The organism is Butyricimonas paravirosa (assembly GCF_032878955.1).
In the GTDB taxonomy this organism is placed as follows: domain Bacteria; phylum Bacteroidota; class Bacteroidia; order Bacteroidales; family Marinifilaceae; genus Butyricimonas; species Butyricimonas paravirosa.
In genome coordinates, this window is the sequence record NZ_CP043839.1 from 3,485,369 (window position 1) to 3,505,413 (window position 20,045).

A 20,045-nucleotide genomic window follows, 5' to 3' on the forward strand; every position below is an offset into this window, starting at 1 on the left:
ATGAAAAAAATACTCTATATTTTACTGATCGGGTTGTTTGCTTCTTGTGACAACCTGTTGGATGTAGAGCCGGAAACGGAAGTTTCGTTTGATAATTTTTACAAGACGGAACAGGATCTGGAAATAACTCTATATCAAATGCAAAGTTACGTGTGGCGTGTCGGAGGGGCCGGGGGACAAGCCGGTATGGGGGACATTATGGAAACGACATCCTCTTTACTGCAAGCATGGGACCCAGTAAAAGTGGTCGGAAGTAATGGAACCGGCTCCGCCGATTGGACAGAACGCTACTGGGGAATATACTTGGCCAACGTGCTACTGGATAATATGCATAATGCCAAGGGGAATGTTACCCCGGAACGGTTGGATTTTTACCGGGCTCAGGCTTATTTCGCAAAGGCGTTGACTTATTTTTACTTGAGTCGTGAATATGGCGAGGTGCCGATTACTAGGAATAGTTCTTCATCAGAAGCTTACGGGAAGAAGCCGGTGTTGGAGGTTTTGGATACGGTGATCGCTAATGCCACGAGGGCTTTTAAAATGTTGCCGGTTCAAGAAGCTGTGGTGGATCGACTGGGTGCTGTGATTAATTCCAAACAATTTGGTAGCAAAGGAAATGCTTGTGCCCTGCTTGCTCATGCTTATGCGTGGAAAGGGAGTATGATCGATCTTCTCGAGCTTGAAGGCGATTCAAAGGATTGTTATAATAAATCCATCGAGTATGCCGGGTACCTGATAAATGGAGAGGCCGGAAGTTACACGCTGGTGCGTGATCCGGAGAAGTTAAGTCAGCTTTTCTCTGATAACGAGGCGAATAACCCGGAGTCGATCTTTGAATATACCTTGGATATGCAGGACGAGTATATCTTCTCGGTTTATTTGTTCGGGAAGAGATATATCGGTTATCCTTTGCGTTTGGACTATTCTGCGAGTGATCATAAATATCTGAAGGATGAGAAGATTGCTTATTCAACAATAAAATCATTGTACGATGAATCGGATTTACGTCCTCAAGCTTATTTTTATCGATATGCTTATTATAGTACGGACACGGTAGAGCTGATGTTCACGGAAGATAAATATACCGAGGAGCAAAGGCTGCATAAGCGTGATAGTGTCCGGAAGGCAGTCAACGAGATCACGGGGGGATACGCTTTCCCGTATAGATGGCGGACAGGGGTATATGAAGCAAATGCTTATAACCCGAATCAATTGGAATTAAAAGCGATGAAGTCCAATTATTCTTATTGGCGTTTATCCGAAATCTACCTGTTACGTGCCGAGTGTTACGCTAAAGTGGGTGAGGAAGGTTTGGCAAAAGCTGATTTGAACGAGATTAGAAGTCATAATCATGCGAAGGCTTACCCGAACAGTAGCGGGGACGAGAAGGGGTTGAAGTATGCTATTTTCCACGAGCGCGAACGTGAATTGCTGATGGAAGGACATCGGTTCTATGATGTCGTACGAAACGGGATGGAATATATCAACACGTATTTGCAGCCGACAACTTTCAAATCGATGACGTTGGAAGACGTGAAAATGGGAGCTATTTTTTACCCGATCCATGATTCCGCGTTTAAGAATAATAGTGTGTTAAGACAAAATACATATTGGGCACAATATATAAATTAGAAAAAGAGATATGAAACAAATAGTACTATTAGGATTACTCGTATCGTCATTTGTTGGTTGTACGAAATATAATGCAGTCGATACAGGATTGGCTCAGAAAAAATTCCCGGGGAATATGTACGAGTATTTACATTCGGATTCTTACAATTGGGATTCCCTTTTAATGTTTATCGATTACTTGGGGTTAGAGGAGTATTTCACGGGGAAGAAAGCGGGATATGAAGAGATCACCTTTTTCGGACCGACCAATCACTCGATTCGTCGGAAAATATACGATAAATTCACGTGGAGTCCTACTTGGCAGAAGGTTTATGTGTATCATAGCGTGAAAGAGTTTATTGAGGGTGAAGGAGAGGAGTATTGCCGTCAGTTGATATTGAGTCATATCGTGAAAGGTAAGTATGAGGTGAAAGATATTCCAAGAGGCACAGATGATGATGAAGAATCTGGAGTGGTATTTACATCAGCCAGCGGGACGAAGTTTCGGGTATATTCTTTTCAGGAACCTTATGAGAAGACTCCGAAGGCAGGACCGGTCGTTCTGTATGTAAGAGGTGGAAAGTCCATGAATAATAAAATTGACGTGGCTTCAACGGATATAGAGCCGACAAACGGTATCGTGCATTCCTTGGCGTATGCGTTTACTTTGGGACAGTTTTAATCATTGATAAAGATAAGATATGAAACAGTTTATTCTATTTATATTTATATCCATGCTGGCATTGATGGGGTGTCATGATGTCAAGATTGGTTTTTTGAAGGTTGAAGATGCAGAGTATGTTCCGAATACGATGACTATTCCGGCTAAATTAGTGACGGCAGAGGAGAATCCTAAAACCAATGATCAGATCCGGATTGATAATAATTCTCCATGGGTGACTAATGCGATTAGTGGCGTTTTAGGAACAGAACCGTTGCAGTATGAGTTCGTAAGTGTGGAGGCTACAGAGGGGGGAGATGCGGATTTATTTGTGAAAGAGATTGTTGTGAGGGGGCATGGCCGGATGGAGGTTCCATTGAGACCGACAGCACCCAAAGGACGTTATAAGGTAACTCTTAAAGTAAGTAATGAAGGCCACTCGGCTATTTTACCTGATATATTTACATTTATTATTGAATGATCGTGATGAGAAAGTATGTGATGATGATATGCTTCACCCTGTTTATGGGGTGGAGTATATCTGGCCAAGGCCAAGGAATTAAGTTTTTTGAAGGAACTTTTGATGAAGCATTAGCAAAAGCCAAACAGGAGAAGAAATTGGTGTTCGTGGATTTCTACGCCACGTGGTGCGGGCCATGTAAACAGATGGCAGAAAAGATTTTCACGGATGAGGAAGTGGGAAAATACATGAACGAGCATTTTGTCTGTATGCAGATTGACGTGGAGAAAGTGGGGTGGCAAAAGGAAACGGCTGAGAAGTTTAGCGTGACGGTTCTGCCGACCTTGATCTTTTTCAAAGGGGATGCCAGCGTGGTATCTCGTTTGGCCGGGGCTAGGGATAATGCTGACTTTTTGAATTCTGCAAAGGTGGCTACCGGGGAACAATTGAGCTTCGAGAAATTGTATGACCGGGCTAAATCCAAGAAAGATTTGGCCGATATGCAATTGGTGTTAAAACAGGCACCTGAGTACGTGGGTGGTTTCCAAGGGATGGAAGCCCAAAAGTGGATCGTTCGAATTGAAAAGATGTACAACGAGTACGCAAAAGCCAAGATGGGGCCGGAGTTTATTAATAAAGAGGATTTCCAGATTGTAAGTAAGTTTAACAAGAAGAATGTGAAGGATGATGCGGTGATGGAATTCATGGTGAAGAATTTGGAAACTTACATGAACAAGTTGGGCGAGGCTCCCGGGATTTTGTTGGTGGAGTACAATAATAATATTATTGGAGAATTGGCAAGAGCCGGTAAGGACGAGTATAAAAAATACTTGGAAAGAATTAACGGGGAACTGGAGGCTGCTTATGCCATCATGCCCACGGGCGCATTGACTCCTTACGAGAAGTTCAAATATTATTATGACGGAATGTATTTGTTGTCTTACAAGAAAGATGTGGCATCCTACGTGGAATTGATGAATAAGTATCTTGCCGCTTTGGGAGATCAGGTAGGGGCGAATGATTACGGAGAGATTGCCCAGAATATGTACGTCATGAGTAAGGGAAAATTGAATAATGAGCAGTTGGGACAGGTAAAGGATTGGCTGGTGAAAGCGATGCAATACGAGGGAACGAGTTTGATTGACCGGATTAATTTCGTGACGATGTTGGGTGATACTTACAAGGCGTTGAAAGAGTTTGATAAAGCGAAAGAGGCTTATAACCAAGGATACATGGAGGCATTGCAGATTGAGAACAAGATGCGGGTGGCCCAAATCCAGATGATTATCAAGCGGAAGTTGCAGGCGCTGGAATTAGCAAAATAAAAGGTATGAGGGGATTATTATTTACAATTACGATATTTCTTTTCACGACTTTCGCCCCCTTGGCAGCGCAGGAAGGAATGGAGGGTTTGCGTTACGGGAAGTTGGAGAACGGGTTGACTTATTACGTGAAACATTCTAAGGCTGAGCCGGGACGGGTGAGTTTTTACCTGTTGCAGAACGTGGGTTCCATCCTGGAAGAGGATCATGAAAACGGTTTGGCGCATTTTCTGGAACACATGGCCTTTAATGGGACGACTCATTTCCCGGAAGGCGTGATGCCTTACTTGAGGGGAAAAGGTATTTTCACGTTTAACGCCCGGACTGGTATCAATCAAACCGTGTATAATATCGAGGATGTGCCCACGGCTGACGGGGGATTGGTCGATACGTGTATGTTTATCGTGAAGGACTGGTGTAACGAGATTTTACTAAAAGAGAAGGATATTGATGACGAGCGGGGCGTGATTATCGAGGAGTGGAGAAGTCATTATAACGTGGGACGACGTTTGCAAGAGGGGAGCGCTCCCGTGGTGTATAACCACACGAAGTATGCCCGGCGTAACGTGATTGGCACGGTGGAATTATTGAAAAGTTTCCCGTACGACGTGTTACGTGAATTTTACCACAAATGGTATCGTCCCGATTTGCAATGCGTGATTATCGTGGGGGATGTTGACGAGGTGGAGTACGAGAGCAAGGTGAAAGAGATGTTCGGGCAGATCCCGGCACGGGTGAACCCGCTGGAACGGTACGAGGTGGAGATCCCCGACCGGGCGGATTTGGATTACATGTTGATTTTGGATCCGGAAAACCGCTCGAAGATGATTTCTTTCCATCAACGGGCGCGCCGGGTGAATGGTTTGGATGAACTGGAACGGAAATCTTACTCGTTTAAGGCTCGCATTTTTAATGCGATCTGGGGGCAACGGCTGGCACGTATCGTGAATGCCAACCAAGAGAAGTTTTTGAGTGCATCGGCAGAGTTCGGGTCTTTCGTGCGGAATTACAATGGCTTCTCGCTAGACATCGTTCCTTATAAAGATAAAGATGCCGAGGCGTTTGAACAGGTGTGGACGGTATGGGAGGAGATTCGACGGTTCGGTTTCTCGGACATGGAAGTGGAACGGGTACAGGAAGCGCTTTTTCAGGAATTGCAAAAGATGGAGAGAGCCGCAGAGAAGGAGAGTAACCAGTATTACGTGAGCGTGTTCCAGTCGCATTTTTTGAGTGGTTTACCTTTCCGGGAGCAGAGCGAGGAGTTGGACGTTTTGAAAGAGGCTTTGCTGGAGATCACGCCGGAAGATATGAACACTTGGATTCATTCGTGGGCTACGGATTCGAACCGGATTATCGTGGTGTCCGGTAATGACAAGGATTACAAGTATTTGACCAAGGATCAGGCGCTTGATGTCATGGCGAAGGTGGCCGAAAAGGACATTCAGCCGGAAACGATCGAGCGGAAGACCCCGGAAGGATTTGACCTGAAACTCCAAGGGGGAACGATCAAGAAGGTGAAAAAGCTGGACCGGTTCAAGGCGGAAGAATGGACATTATCCAACGGGGCTAGGGTGTTTTACAAGTACGTGGAAGAGGGGAATGGTTTCTTCTCCATGGCTTGTAGCAGTCATGGCGGGCGTTCCGTGGTGGATGCTGAGGATTTACCGACGCTGGCAGCGATGCAGGCTTTGGCAATGAAGTCCGGACTATACAAGTATGACCTGAACACGTTGAAGGATCTCGTGCAGGGTAAACAGATTCGTTTGAACATGATGGTGAGTGATTACACGGAGGGTTTTGTTGGTAGTACGAAAGCAGACAATGCCGAGTTGTTGTTCCAGTTATATTACCTGATGTTCGAGGAACCCCGTTTCGAGAGACCTCAGTTTGACAAGTACGTGGAACGTGCTAAATACATGTACGAGAATCGTCGTCAAACCCCACAGGATCTGGTTCAGGATTCGATTCGGAAGTTGACGACTCGTATTGACGATCGTAACCGAGATTGGGGAGCGGCTTATTTTGACAAGATGAATTTCGAGCGGATGAAGTCGCTTTATCGGGAACGTTTCTCGAACGCGAAAGAGTTTACGTTCTGCATCGTGGGTGATATTGACCGGGACGAGGCCGCCCGCCTGACGTGTGAATATATCGGCTCGCTGCCTTCTCGCAAGGGGAAGAAGGAGGAATATATCATTCGTAATTACGACGTGGATACCGACACGATTGCCCGCGAGTTCAAGGTGGTTATGCCGGGAGACAAGGGAATGGTGAACTTGATGCTGGAGAATGATGGCAAGTTTTCCGACAAGGAACAAATGGCCTTGACGATCTGGGGCCAGATGTTACGGAATCGCTTGTTTGCGATCGTTCGGGAGCAGGAGAGCGCGACGTATGGTGTTAACGTGGATGCTAACTGCATGACTTTCCCGTATCGTAAAGCCACTTTAATGGTGGGCTTCGAGACGCAACGGGACAAGGTGGAACGGATGAAGGAGATCATTTATAACGAGTTGGAAAGAAGTAAAGATGAGCTTTTCTTGGAGAGCGAATTGTCGCCAATTCTGATCTCTATCCGGCGGATGCAGGATCAACAGGGCGAGAATATCGGCATTGACTACTGGATGAACGTGTTGAATACTTATGCCGAAAGCAAGGTGGACGCCACGAATCATAAGGCTTTTGACAAGATGCTGGAAAGCATGACGGTCGAGGATGTTCGTAATGCAGCCCGGAAGTTTTTGAAAAATGTGAAAGTAAGAGACTGGGTAATAAAGTCGGAAGAGGCGAACCCGCTATCCGATTGGGAAAAATAGTGTAGAGAGTGTGACTTGTGAAAGGAGGAGTGTCAAAAGTCATTTTTCAAACTCCCTCCCCCCTTCGGGGTACTCCCTCTATAAACAGAGGGAGAGTTGAAATACTTCCTGTCTTCGGGAAGAGTCACCAGCTCCTCCTCTGTTTATAGAGGAGGTGGCACGAAGTGACGGAGGAGTTTTTTGAGGATAAAATGACTTTTGACACACCCTCCTATTTTTTTAGGTCTTAACCCGAACTTTTGTATATAGCCTCCGTATATACCCTCAGAATTGAAACAGAAAAGGAGATGATGAGGAATTATACTTTTGTCGTGGCATTGTTGGCGTTGTTTTTCACGGGATGTGAGGAGGCAACGATAAAAATAGGGAAGGATTTTTTGTCCCACAAGACCAACGAGTTTGATATTACGATCGCCTATCCGGTGTTTACCTCTCAAAAAGCCGAGGTGGAACAAGGATGTAAGGCCGTGAACGGGGAGATTTCCCGGTTGATTGACAGCTTGCAAAATGATTTAAAGGCACAATTGAACGAGTACCTGCAAAAGGCACGGGAGATGAAGGAAGAGCCGATGATCCCGTTTGAATTGGATGTTAAGGATAGCGTGTTCATGGCGGATCGTCATTATATCAGTGTTCGCCTTGCGGTTTACACGTTGACAGGAGGAGCTAACGGGCTGACGGAGTACTATGCGGTCAATTACAGCTTGAAGGACAAGAAGTTTTTGAGTCCGGAGAGTATTCTGAATTATGACAAGAGCGCTGAGATTGACAAGCAGATTCAACGGAATTTCAAGAATCCGGAGAATTGTTTCTCGGAAGTTCCCACGTTGGCAAATATAACCACGATAAACTTTTCGGGAGGTGATATTTGCTTTACTTATAATCCACTGGTTTTAGGGGCCCATTATTGTGGAGCGGCGGAAATATCCGTACCCCGTATGTTATTGAAAGGTGATTTATTGTTGAAATAGATAGGGAGAATTGTAGGGAAGACGAGGGCGATCCGAAAGGATCGCTCTTTTTTTGTATTGATATTTTTGAAAAAAGTCATATCTTGCAGGCTTGAATTGATGGAGTGATATGTTATTGTACCAATTTAATAAGGGAGATGAGCGAGCATTTAAAAAGCTGTTTGACAGTTTCTTTAAGTCGTCATGTGCTTTTGTTAAACGTTATATTTCGGATCATGGGGCGGTGGAAGATGTAGTGCAGGAGACATTTATAAATCTTTGGGAGAAGCGGGGAATTTATTCGGATATGGTGTATTTTAAAGCTTATCTTTACAAATCATTGTACAATAACGCTCTTTTTTATTTGCGGCAGCATAAGGTAAGTGAAGACGTGGACCCCGGGATTGAAGATGATACGGAGTCGGCATTGAATGCAATTATAGAAGAAGAGGTTCATCGTGAAATCATAGCGGCAATTGATAAATTACCTCCGGAACGAAGGCGAGTTGTGGAATTGAGTATGGTGGGTTACTCGCAAGAAGAAATTGCTGAAAAATTAAATATTTCTGTAAACACGGTTAAAACACAAAAAAGGAAGGCCTACGCTTTTTTGCGAGAAGAATTACAACATTTGTTTGTTCTGTTCTTAATGCTATTGAATCTTTGATATCGTTGATTTATAGTGTTTTGTTGTTGGATGATGGTGAAAATTGAAAAATAATTGATTTTCGAGTCACCCCTAAGTTTGTTTTTTGCATATTAGAGATGTGAAAGGTAATAAACAGATGGAAAAATATAGAAAGTCAATAGAATTAGCGGAGAGAATTACCCGGTATTTGAAAGGAGATCTTTCGGATACGGAGATGTTGGAGTTGGAAAAGAGTTTGGAGGAATCTTCGGACGGGACTCAACTTTTGACAAAAATTAGTGATCAAAAGAATATAGCAGATAAACAGGCTATTTATGAATCATTTGATGCGAATAAAAGTTGGGATAAAATTCGAAAAGTAACCGGAAGAAAGGTACACGGGAAAATTTACCACGTGTTCTGGTATGCTGCGATATTGATGTTACCTTTGATGGTTGCTGCTTCTGTTTGGTATATTGGTCGTGTGGAGGAGTTAGAACGTCCGCAATATATCGTGGATGCTTATTTCGAAAGTCATAAAACAATATTGGAATTGCCAGGAGGACTGTTTGTGGATTTGGATACGGTTAGAAATATAGCAAAAAAATTAAATGAATTCGGGGTAACTTTGGAGGAAGGGCAAGGATTGAATTATTCCGGAATAGATAGTATCATTGATGATAAAATTGAGTATCATCGGATAATTGTTCCGAGAGGTGGAGAATATAATTTGAAATTGGCGGATGGGACTGACGTCTGGATGTTTGCAGATTCGGAGATTCGTTTCCCAACACGTTTTAAAGGAAATAAGCGTGAGGTATACTTGTCGGGGGAGGCTTATTTTGAAGTGCATCATGATCCCTCTCGTCCATTCTACGTGAAAACGACATCGCTTGATGTAAAGGTGTTGGGGACAAGTTTTAACGTGAAAGCTTATGATGATATGGATGTGGTGGAAACCTCCTTAGTCGAAGGGGTGGTTAGTGTGAAAGATAATGTACTACGTCCGAATATGCAGGCTGTTTTTCATAAGAATACGGGAGACTTTTCCTACCGGAAAATTAATGGAGATAATTATCGTTTGCGAAAGGAACGGGTTTTTGTTTTTGAAAACGAACGTTTGGACGATATTTTACAGGAAATGGCTCGTTGGTATGATTTCGATATTTTCTATCAGAATCCTGATATTGCAGATAAACAGTTCGGTCTCAAATTGGAAAAATACGAACATGTGGATTCTTTGTTAAGGATACTGGAATTGACGGGTGAAGTGAAGTTTTCCATTAAGGGAAGAATATTAACTGTAATGAGTGGAAGTTAATATTATGCGTGTGTAAAATAAAAAACGGGTAGAGGAAATTTTGTGGTGATTATTTCCTGCAACCCATTTGCTTAAATTAAAATCAATTTAATTCTTCAAAGTTATGAAAAAAAACTTTTGGTCGTGGCTCCTGCACGATAAAAAAAGGGGAAAAAATACAATGTGCATGAAATTATGCTTGTGTCTGATCCTTGTTTTAGGTGGAGGTGTATTCAGTAATACGTTTGCACAGGGGGAGAAGTTGACATTGAAGCGGGAAAATGCTTCGATGTTGGATATTATTCTTGCCGTGGAGAAGCAAAGCGGTATGACGTTCGTATATAGTATGGATGCGGTGAATAAAATCGGGAAAATCACGATAGACGTGAAAGATGTGTCGATTGACAGTGTGATGAGTGTTTGCTTGCAGAAGACCGAGTATACTTATTCTTTGGAGAAAAATGTAGTCGTGATTAAAAAGAGACCAGCTAACGAGATTGCCCAGTCAATAGCGGAACAAAAAAAGAGAATCATATCTGGAACGGTCGTTGATAAACAGAAAATGACCTTGCCGGGAGTTTCTGTCTACATAAAGGGAACGACTATCGGAGTTGTGACGGATGTTAGTGGTTCTTACAAGTTGGAAGTGCCTGTTTCGACGAAAGTATTGGTATTTTCGTTCGTCGGGATGAAGACAAAAGAAGTTGCCTTAGACAAAGAGAATGTGGTAAATGTGGTTATGGAGGAAGAGGTTTCCGATTTGGATGAGGTGACTGTAGTGGCTTATGGCGAGCGTAAAAAACGAGAATTAATCAGTTCTGTTTCTTCCGTGAAAGCCGAGGATTTGGACGAGTTACCTTCTGCCAGTCTTGAGACTTTATTACAGGGGCATATGGCTGGAGTTGAGGTGAATAATATTTCCGGTTCTCCTGGTGGTGGTGGTTCTCAGGTTGCCATTCGTGGTTATAACTCGTTGATGAACGGGATGACGGATAATTCTCCTTTGTACGTGATTGATGGTGTTCCGGTAAATTCATTTACCTCTCCGGTAACAGGTACGAATACATTGGCCGAAATTGACCCGTCTACGATTGAATCGGTGGAAGTGTTGAAGGATGCTGCTTCTGCTGCTTTATACGGTTCCCGTGCCAGTAATGGAGTTATTTTGATTACAACAAAAAAAGGACGTGCCGGTCGAGGAAAGTTTACGGCTAACGTGTCTCAATCTTGGTCTATCCTTCCGAAAACACCTTATCAGGTAATCGGGCATGGAGAGCGATTGGCTCATATTCAAGCATTACGAGCAAGACGGGTTGGCTATCAGGATCGGGCAACTTACGGATATATCCTGCCTGATTCTTACGAGAGTGTATACGGAACCGGTGGCGTGTATGATTATTTTTGGAATAATGGTAAAAAGATCAGTGATTCGTTTATTGATGGAGATCGTATCTTGCATGATAGTTTAAATCCATTTTATAATAATGCAACGAACTGGTGGAAACATAGTTTCCGGACAGGTAAAATTCTGAATGCGAATTTGCAGGCATCTGGAGGTACCGAGAATTTCCAATATATGGTTGGATTGGGATGGTATGATGAGAGCGGAATTATGTTGGGTAGTGATTTTTCTCGTGTGAACATGATTAGTAACCTAAAAATTATTCCTAGAGAGAAACTGACATTGGATGCTCGTCTTTATTTGGCTTACACGGATAGAAGTAAGGGTGCTGCCAATACCTCTTTTAGTCAAGCAACAGCTTTCGAAGGATTGACAGTTGACCCGAAAGTAAATTCTTCCCTTCTTCCTGGTAGTGGTTCTGTGTTGGATGAGGTATTGAAACGTTTGAACGAGACGTCAGAAAAGAATTATACCTATCGTGTTCGTGCGAATATGGGATTAAGTTATAATATCCTTACCGGCTTGGATTTCTCGACAACTTTAGGAATCGACTTCTCTCAATCTAAGAAAAATGCGTTTGAACCGAGTTATCTGAATCAAGATAATTTGAGTAAGTCAACCGGAGAAACCGGGAGTTCCACGATGTTCACGAACGAGAATCTTCTTCGTTATAATAAATCTTTTAATGAGATACATAATATAGATGTTTTGTTGGGATTGGCCTATACGCGGGAGTCTTCTGATGCTTTGAGTGGTTCGGGTAAAGGGGCTCCAAGTGATGACTTACATTACGTGACAGATGATTTTCAAGATATTATAGATATAAACGGAACTGCCACCGCGATGAAAGATTATAAGTCAGATTTCGAGGAATCTATTATGTTGAGTTACTTTGGACGTTTGGCATATAACTATAACAAGAAATATTTGACTGAATTTACGATTCGTCGTGATGGTTCTTCGGTATTCGGAGAGAATGTGCGTTGGGCTACATTTCCTTCTGTCGCTGTTGGATGGGCTTTCTCGGAAGAATCTTTTATGGATAGATTTTGGTGGTTGAGTTACGGAAAGATACGGGCTTCTTGGGGTAAACAAGGAAAAGCTTTTCGTGATCCTTATTTAGCTCAGGGAACATTGAAGGCAAGTAATAGTTTTATGGGTGTGATGGGAGTTGTTCCGACAACCATGTTAGCCAGTGATCTGACATGGGAGGAATCTGATCAATATGATATCGGTTTGGACGTGGATTTGTTTGATTACCGGATAAAATTGAAATTGGACTATTATTATAAATATTCTTCTTCTTTGTTACAGTTAGTAGAATTACCCGGAAATGTTTATTACCACACGCAGGCTTTACAAAACGTTCTAGAGATCTCTAACGAGGGGTTGGAATTAGAAGCTCTTGCTGATATTTTCCGAGATGGTCCGTTTACTTGGCGTGCTCGATTTAATATTTCCAGAAACTGGAGTCGTTTTGAAAAATCTAACACGGGGATGGATTTGGGTACGGTTGTTATCGGACGTCCGGTGTATGGTGTATACGCTTATAATGACTTAGGAATTATCGAGAGTGAAGAGGATATTCCGGTTTTTGTAGACCGATGGGGAAATAAGAATCCCTTGTCAAGTGGATCACCAACCCAACCTTTTGTACCGGGATTGAGAATGATCGAGGACGTGGATGGGAACGGAAGGATCAATGAGGACGATATGGTGTACGTGGATTCGGCTCTTCCCATTGCTCATGGTGGTATCGCGAGTGAACTTACGTGGAAAGGATTTGATTTGAATGTGATGTTCACGTATAGTATCGGGCGTCATATTATGAATGCGTACGCAACACCACTTAGTTACACTTCCTTGAGATATAAGGATAAACCTTTGTTTACGAATGTGGCAGATGCGACGTTTTGGACAAAATCGGGAGATAAGGCTGACTATCCCGCTCTTATGGGATCATACGGGTACGTGGGCCAGTTCGATGGGTGTTATGCTTCAAACATTGAGAATGTTCATCATCTGCGCTTGAAACAATTGACGTTAGGTTATAATGTACCTAAAGAGTGGCTGAAAAGGGTGAATATAGAAGGGATTAGATTGTTCCTGACGGGAGAGAACTTGTTTTTGTTGACGAACTATTCCGGTTTGGATCCTGAAACAGTAAATCCGGCGAGGGGAGGAATTGATGATTTCTCAAATTATCCTTTGGCACGTAAATTCACGTTAGGTTTAACTTTAAACTTTTAATCATGAAGAAGATATGCGTACTTGTTATAATGGCTTGGGGAATGTTTTTTTCCTCGTGTGATAGTGTGTTAGATGTTACTCCGGAGAATGAAATCACTTTTACGAATTTCTTTAAAAGTGAAGAAGATTTGAATGCTATAAATGCTCAGATGCATAGTTTTATGAAAACATTGGGTGCGGCAGAGAATATGCATGTAAAAATGGGATTAATTTATGATTACACGTCTTCTGCTACCAATAATGATGTAAAAAAATTGTTACCGACGGCTGTGGTTAATGGGGTCGGAACCAATTGGAATATACATTATAACGTGATCCATTTTGCCAATTTAATTCTGGATAATATTCATCGAGTAGGGGATTTGACTGAGGATCGGAAGAACTTCTATTTGGGGCAAGCCTATTTTGCTAAAGGATATATGTACTATTGTTTAGCTCGTGATTGGGGAAATGCCGTGATTACGAAGGATAGTGAATCACAAGCAATGCTGGGGAATAGTACGGCAGAAGAAGTTTTGGCGGAGGCAATTCGTAATGGGAAATTGGCTGAGGGAATTTTGGGGAAATACGAGAATCTGGTCGATTTAAGTGGAAAGCCTTTAGCAACAAAGCAATATGGGAGTAAAGGGGCTGCCACGGCTTTGCTTGCACATGCCTATGCGTGGAAAGGTTCTATGATAGATTTATATGGTTGGAATGATGATGCGAAGGAGGCTTATGAAGAGTCTATTCATTGGGCTACCGAGTTGATTGAAGGGCGGGCTGGAGCATATAGTTTGGAGACTTCCGTGGAAAGTTTGTGTGTTAATACTTTGAGTGGGTATGGAAGTGAAAATATTTTTTCTTTGGCATTTGACGAGTACGCTTCTGCTTATCCGATGACAACATCGTTGGCTCGTTTTTTTACCACTTGGCCGGTAAACACGACAGCGACCCCCGCGGCGGTAAAAACTCGTTCTTACTGTGTGAAAGCTTCCCGTATCCAAGAAATGTACGAAGAAAAGGATGAACGTCGTAATAGCTTTTTCTATAAATTGGATTCGATGGCAGGAGTGAATACGGCTACTACTGGCGGATATGCTTACGTGTATAAATGGAGAGAAGGTTATTATAAAACAACCGTTACGGGATCCGTGAATATGATTAGTGTAAAAGCGGATTATGTGATGTGGCGTTTGGCCGACATTTATTTGTTACGTGCAGAATGTTACGCTAAACTGGATGATTCTCGTGCTAAAGATGATTTAAATGTGATCCGTCGTCGGGCTAAAGCAACGGAATATCCGGCTGCAGGGGAAAGCGATATTCGTATGGCGATTTTCCGTGAGCGTGAAAAAGAGTTACTCTATGAAGGACATCGTTACTATGATGTCGTACGTAATAATTACTTGATAGAGTTAGATCCGGTATATGCAGAGCTAACGAAACAAGATATTCAAGATGGAGTACTGTACCTACCGATTCATACGAAAGCTTTTACAATGAATGATATTCTGAGACAAAATCAGTATTGGTTTAAATTTGAAAATTAATGATATATGAAAAAGATACTATTGGCAATTAGTATAGTGTTAACTATTGTATCCTGTACAACGGATTACAATATGAATAATACGGGATTAGCTAACGGGAAATTTGACGGGACAATGTATGATTATTTTCATTCGGATTCTTATAATTGGGATTCATTAATTATCATGATTGACCGGGCTGGATTACAGGATTTGTTTAACGGGGAAGTGGAAGGATACGAGGAGATTACCTTTTGGGGACCGACGAATAATTCCATTCGTCGGTGGATGCTGGAAGGGGGAACGGGAGTTCCGAAACGTCTGAAAGATTTAAGTCCGGAAGAGTGTCGTAAATATGTGATGGCTCATGTGGTAAAAGGTAAAACGATGCTAAACGATATCCCTCGCGGTACGATTAACATGGGGAGTGTTTCTGGAGGCATGACAATGTACGGAGAAGATAACAAGAATGAAATGTGGGTGTACACGGAACAATTACCTTATAATGGAGTAATTGATGTGGGAGCCGTAATCATCAAAATTCGTTCGATGAGAACTTTGGTGGATATTGACATTGCTTCTTGTAACATTGAGCCTACAACCGGGGTAGTACATTCTCTGCACCCGAATTATACTTTAGGAGAGCTTTAATCGTTGTAATATGTGAATTTTACCAAGATGAAACAGATATATTTACTTTTATTCGGAGTGTTGTTTTTTGTTGGATGTCACGATACTAAAATCGGGTATTTAAAGACAGAAAATGCGAGTTACGGAATTGATTCATTGATAATTCGTAAAGAATTAGATATGACAAATGTTGATGATAAAAATCGGGTTGAAAAGGAGATCCCGTGGTTGACGGATAACATACAAGGCGTTTTGGGTACGGCTCCTATACGCTATAAATTGTCGGGCGTGAAAGCTCCTTCCGTAGAGGCTGAAACTATTTTCTTGAAAGAATTTAAAGTGCGTGGGGGTGGAAGAATGGAATTGCCTCTTTACACGGAACTACCTGTTGGTAGATATGTAGTGTCACTTTATTTATCTAATGAAGATTATAGTGCGGTGTTAACAGATGTGTATACATTTATTGTGAAAGAAAAGTAATGAAAGCGTTATATTTTAGTATCGTTTGTTTCTTCCTATTGGGAGGGAACGTGTCTGGACAAGGGATTCGTTTTTTTGAAGGCTCTTTGGATCAGGCTTTGGAAGTTGCTAAGAAAGAAGGTAAACTCGTGTTTGTTGATTTCTATGCGGACTGGTGTGGACCATGTAAACAATTAGCAAAAGAAGTATTTTCGAAAGATGAGGTCGGCGTGTACTATAATGAAAAATTCATTAGTGTTAAAGTGAATACGGAAGACGCTACCAATAAAACTTATGTTCGAAAATACAAAGTAAGTTCATTGCCAACATTGGTATTTATGCAAGCTGATGGAAAATTAATTTCCTCTGTTTCAGGTACAATGGGAGTGGACGATTTTATTGTAGCCGGTAGAGTTGCTGCGGGTGAAGAGATGAGTTTTGAAGCGTTGTATAGTAAATATAAATCTAATTCAAAAGATTTGAATTTATTACAAAAGTTGTTGGAGAGAGCCCCGGGATTTGTCGGGATACAGGAGAAAGCCGTGGATAAGCAAAAGTGGATCACTAGGGTGGAGGATTTGTACAAGAAGTATATTGATAAGAAGCCTATAGAAGAAATGGTCAATAGGGATGACTTTAGAATTATTCGTACTTTTCACAAAATAGACGGGCAGGAAGATCCTTTTTTGGAAAAGATGATCGATCATCTGGCAGAATATAAGGAGAAAGTAGGCAATGCTCCGGCTGGTTATTTGTTGGAATACAATAATAAAATAATGTCACGTTTGGCTCGGGCGGGGAAAATGGAATATAAAAAATACTTGGATCGCGTGAATGGTGATCTGAAGTTGGCTTATGATTTGATGCCTGAGCGTGCTGTAAGTCCTTACGATCGAATCAGATATATGTATGAGGGAGAATATTTGATTTATTATAAGAAAGATGTTAAAGCCTATATGGATCTACAAGAGGAATATATTCATGCATTAGGAAAAGAAGCTAATGACGTGGATTATGGTAGTGCCGTACAGACTTTGTATGAAGCTACTGGAGGTAAGATTTCGAATGAATGGCATGAGAAGGCTTCCCAATGGATTGTTGAAGCGTTGAAGACTCCTAATGTTCCGTTGATGAATAAACTAAATTTGATGGTCTTGCTTGGAGATGCTTCGCGGGAGTTAGGGAAATATGATGAGGCAAAAAAGTGTTATAATCAAGCTTTTATGGAGTCTATGCAATTGGAACATCAAATGACTCAAAGGGGTATTCAGATGTCTTTGAAGAGAAAATTGGCGAAGTTGGATTTGTTGAAAAAATAATAAATAGTTCGTACAAGGTCGTGTTTAAATTTTATACATTTGTATAATACACACAAAAAACAAAACACACAATGAAAAGTACACTAATTATGGCTGTTTTTATGGCATTCGTTTTTATGGGATGCCAGCCGAAGGTTCAGGATTTAAACGTGAAGAATGAAAAGGTTACGGCGAATTCTGAGAATTGGGACATTACGGTAAATCGTTCCATGTTCTCCTCTGCTGATGCGAACGTGAACAAGAGCTGCGAGGTCTTGAACAAGAAGATTGAGAAGTTCGTGAATGATTTGCAGGATAGCTTGAAGACTGATGCGAATGAATTTTTCCAAGCATGGCAGGGATCGGGAGAAGAACGTCCTGCATGGATATACGAGTTGCAGGTGGGGGATAGCGTGTTTATTGCAAACGACCAATACGTGAGTGTGCGCTTGATTGTTTACACTTTCACGGGCGGTGCGCATGGAATAACGAATTTCTATACCTTCAATTATGACGTGCAGAATCAGAAATTCTTGACGAATCAGGAGATTCTGAATTATACTAACGAGACTCAGATTAATACCCAGTTGAAAGCGAATTTCAAGAATCCAGAAGGTTGTTTCACGACAGATCCCACGTTGAAAGATGTGACGGCCGTTAACTTTAACAAAACCTCGGTTTGTTTCACTTATGGGCAATATGTTCTGGGTGCTTATGCTTGTGGGGTGGCTGAAGTTGCTGTTCCTCGGACGGCATTGAAAAACGATTTGTTGATTAAATAAAGTGATATTGCTTTATAAAAATTGGCCGGAAAGCTTTCCGGCCAATTTTGTTTTGTTCATTTTAGTAAGGCAGCACTTTCAACCAGCCGGATAAATTCTTTTCGATACCCTTCCGGATCATAGCTTGTGGCTTGTTTGGCGAGGTCGATAACGTTATCGAATGTAAAGTCGTTCTTATAATCCGAATTTTGTAATAACATCCCGAATCCGGCAACAGCTGCAGAGAAACGGAAATTTTCGGAACTCTTTTTTATAGGTGTATCCTTGTCGATAACGGCTACTTCCATTTTAGAACTTTTATGTGAGTTCGGTTGTTTATAGCGAAGCTTCACGGTTAATAATTCCGGACTATCCGTTAAGGCTTTCTTTTCATCTTTTCCTGTTTTCTGGTATTTCAGCGGGTCAATGGTGGGAGCAAAATTGCTTTTAACTCCGACTGGGATGATTTCGTACAAGGCAGTAACGCTATGTCCGGCTCCCATTTCTCCGGCATCTTTCGTGTCATCGTTGAAGTCTTTCGCTTCCAGCAGGCGGCTTTCGTAACCGATCAGACGATAAGCTTGAACTTTAGCCGGATTGAATTCCACTTGAATCTTCACGTCTTTGGCAACTGTGAAAAGGGTTCCTCCGAATTCGTTTACTAATACTTTTTTCGCTTCCGTCAGGTTGTCAATATAAGCATGATTCCCGTTTCCTTTTTCTGCGAGAACCTGCATCCGGTTGTCTTTATAATTTCCCATTCCGAAACCTAAAACCGTCAGGTATATACCGGTAGCCCGTTTTGTTTCAATCATTTTTTCTAGTTCTTTGGGAGAAGAAATGCCGATGTTAAAATCTCCGTCTGTGGCTAGGATAATGCGGTTATTTCCCCCTTTAATGAAATTGTTTTCGGCAACCCGGTAGGCTCTTTGGATTCCATCTCCACCGGCAGTACCGCCACTGGCATATAATCCATCGATGGCAGCCAGAATTTTGGCTTTATTACTTCCCGGGGTAGAGGTAAGTACTTCTTTTGTTTGGTTTGCGTAAGTAACAATCGCTACTCGATCTTGTGGACGAAGTTGTTTCACGAGTAATTTCAAAGATGATTTCAACAGCGGGAGTTTGTTGGAGAAATCCATGGAACCGGATACGTCAATCAAGAATACAAGATTCGAGGCCGGAAGGTTTTCCGTGGCAATTTCTTTTGCCTTGATCCCGATATGTACCAGTTTGTGCTGCGTGTTCCATGGGGCGTAGGAAACCTCGGTGGTGATACTTACCGGGTCATTTCCTCGTGGGGCGGGGTAATCATAAGCGAAATAATTCAGGAACTCTTCCGTGCGTATGGCATCGACTGGAGGAAGTGTTCCTTGATTAATAAAACGTCGTACATTAGAATAAGCTGCGTTGTCCACATCGATCGAGAACGTGGAAAGAGGTTCATCCAATGCCAACAGGAAGCGATTGGTGGCGAATTCGTTATACTCTTCCGTGTTTTGCTCGGAAGCTAACGTTACGGGCATCCCGGAACGGAGTTTAAGCACGGCACTTGCACGATGTGTGTCACTGTATCCGGTAACAATGGTTTCGCCTACGATTGCCGTTTCGTCATCTGTATTCAGATAAACGTTTAATTTTGTCTCTTTTACCGGGATATAGAGAATTTCTAACCCGATAAAACTGAAACGTAAAGTATCTCCTATATTTGCTTGTATCGTGTAGTTGCCCTGTGAATTGGTGACTACGCCTATATTTGTGTTTTTAATGAGGACGGTTACCCCGGGTAATACTGAACTATCTGCGGCAAGCATCACCTTACCACTCACTTGAATCTTTTGGGCTGAAACGACATTGGAGAATCCAATGAATATAACTAATCCCCATGCTAATTTCTTTAAAACGCTATTTGTTTTCATAAGCTGTTATTTTTAAATTAATTTTATCCTAAGATGACAGACGAAAAGAAATTCCATAAATCTTTAG

15 protein-coding genes are annotated in these 20,045 nt (G+C 42.0%); 14 read left to right on the forward strand and 1 reads right to left on the reverse strand.

Going from position 1 to position 20,045, the window contains the following annotated elements:
• From F1644_RS14180 to F1644_RS14245, 14 genes are all read left to right on the forward strand, one after another.
• Positions 1–1,632 (forward strand): RagB/SusD family nutrient uptake outer membrane protein, encoded by a 1,632-nt coding sequence (locus F1644_RS14180; RefSeq protein ID WP_118303328.1) that lies wholly within the window; start codon positions 1–3, stop codon positions 1,630–1,632.
• Between the two features lie 10 nt (positions 1,633–1,642).
• Positions 1,643–2,293 carry a fasciclin domain-containing protein gene (locus F1644_RS14185; protein WP_118303330.1) on the forward strand — a complete coding sequence of 217 codons (651 nt, stop codon included), beginning with the start codon at positions 1,643–1,645 and terminating at the stop codon, positions 2,291–2,293.
• A gap of 19 nt (positions 2,294–2,312) precedes the next feature.
• Positions 2,313–2,753, forward strand: coding sequence for a hypothetical protein (locus F1644_RS14190; protein ID WP_118303332.1), 441 nt, complete (start codon positions 2,313–2,315; stop codon positions 2,751–2,753).
• Between the two features lie 5 nt (positions 2,754–2,758).
• Positions 2,759–4,057, forward strand: coding sequence for a thioredoxin family protein (locus F1644_RS14195; RefSeq protein WP_158571802.1), 1,299 nt, complete (start codon positions 2,759–2,761; stop codon positions 4,055–4,057).
• Between the two features lie 5 nt (positions 4,058–4,062).
• Complete coding sequence (locus F1644_RS14200) at positions 4,063–6,870, forward strand: M16 family metallopeptidase (protein WP_118303336.1); 2,808 nt, start codon at positions 4,063–4,065, stop codon at positions 6,868–6,870.
• Between the two features lie 287 nt (positions 6,871–7,157).
• On the forward strand, positions 7,158–7,841 hold the full coding sequence (locus F1644_RS14205) for a DUF4163 domain-containing protein (RefSeq protein WP_118303338.1): 684 nt from the start codon (positions 7,158–7,160) through the stop codon (positions 7,839–7,841).
• 109 nt (positions 7,842–7,950) lie between these two features.
• Positions 7,951–8,487, forward strand: a complete 537-nt coding sequence (locus F1644_RS14210) for an RNA polymerase sigma factor (protein ID WP_087419561.1) — start codon at positions 7,951–7,953, stop codon at positions 8,485–8,487.
• A gap of 118 nt (positions 8,488–8,605) precedes the next feature.
• The gene (locus F1644_RS14215; RefSeq protein WP_118303340.1) at positions 8,606–9,769 is read left to right on the forward strand and encodes a FecR family protein; all 1,164 of its coding nucleotides are present in this window, start codon (positions 8,606–8,608) and stop codon (positions 9,767–9,769) included.
• Between the two features lie 166 nt (positions 9,770–9,935).
• Positions 9,936–13,400: a SusC/RagA family TonB-linked outer membrane protein gene (locus tag F1644_RS14220; RefSeq protein ID WP_229782388.1), complete on the forward strand. Its 3,465-nt coding sequence runs from the start codon at positions 9,936–9,938 to the stop codon at positions 13,398–13,400.
• Between the two features lie 2 nt (positions 13,401–13,402).
• Entirely contained in the window at positions 13,403–14,932 is a 1,530-nt protein-coding gene (locus tag F1644_RS14225; RefSeq protein ID WP_118303344.1) for a RagB/SusD family nutrient uptake outer membrane protein, read from the forward strand.
• Positions 14,933–14,938: 6 nt separating this feature from the next.
• Entirely contained in the window at positions 14,939–15,562 is a 624-nt protein-coding gene (locus F1644_RS14230) for a fasciclin domain-containing protein (protein ID WP_118303346.1), read from the forward strand.
• Between the two features lie 27 nt (positions 15,563–15,589).
• Positions 15,590–16,021, forward strand: a complete 432-nt coding sequence (locus F1644_RS14235) for a hypothetical protein (protein WP_087419566.1) — start codon at positions 15,590–15,592, stop codon at positions 16,019–16,021.
• The gene (locus F1644_RS14240) at positions 16,021–17,319 is read left to right on the forward strand and encodes a thioredoxin family protein (protein WP_118303348.1); all 1,299 of its coding nucleotides are present in this window, start codon (positions 16,021–16,023) and stop codon (positions 17,317–17,319) included. Before F1644_RS14235 ends, F1644_RS14240 begins: the two co-directional genes overlap by 1 nt.
• A 71-nt stretch (positions 17,320–17,390) precedes the next feature.
• Positions 17,391–18,080, forward strand: coding sequence for a DUF4163 domain-containing protein (locus tag F1644_RS14245; protein ID WP_118303350.1), 690 nt, complete (start codon positions 17,391–17,393; stop codon positions 18,078–18,080).
• A gap of 56 nt (positions 18,081–18,136) precedes the next feature.
• Here F1644_RS14245 and F1644_RS14250 read toward each other — a convergent pair whose 3' ends face one another.
• The gene (locus F1644_RS14250) at positions 18,137–19,978 is read right to left on the reverse strand and encodes a vWA domain-containing protein (RefSeq protein WP_118303352.1); all 1,842 of its coding nucleotides are present in this window, start codon (positions 19,976–19,978) and stop codon (positions 18,137–18,139) included.
• Positions 19,979–20,045: the final 67 nt, after the last annotated feature.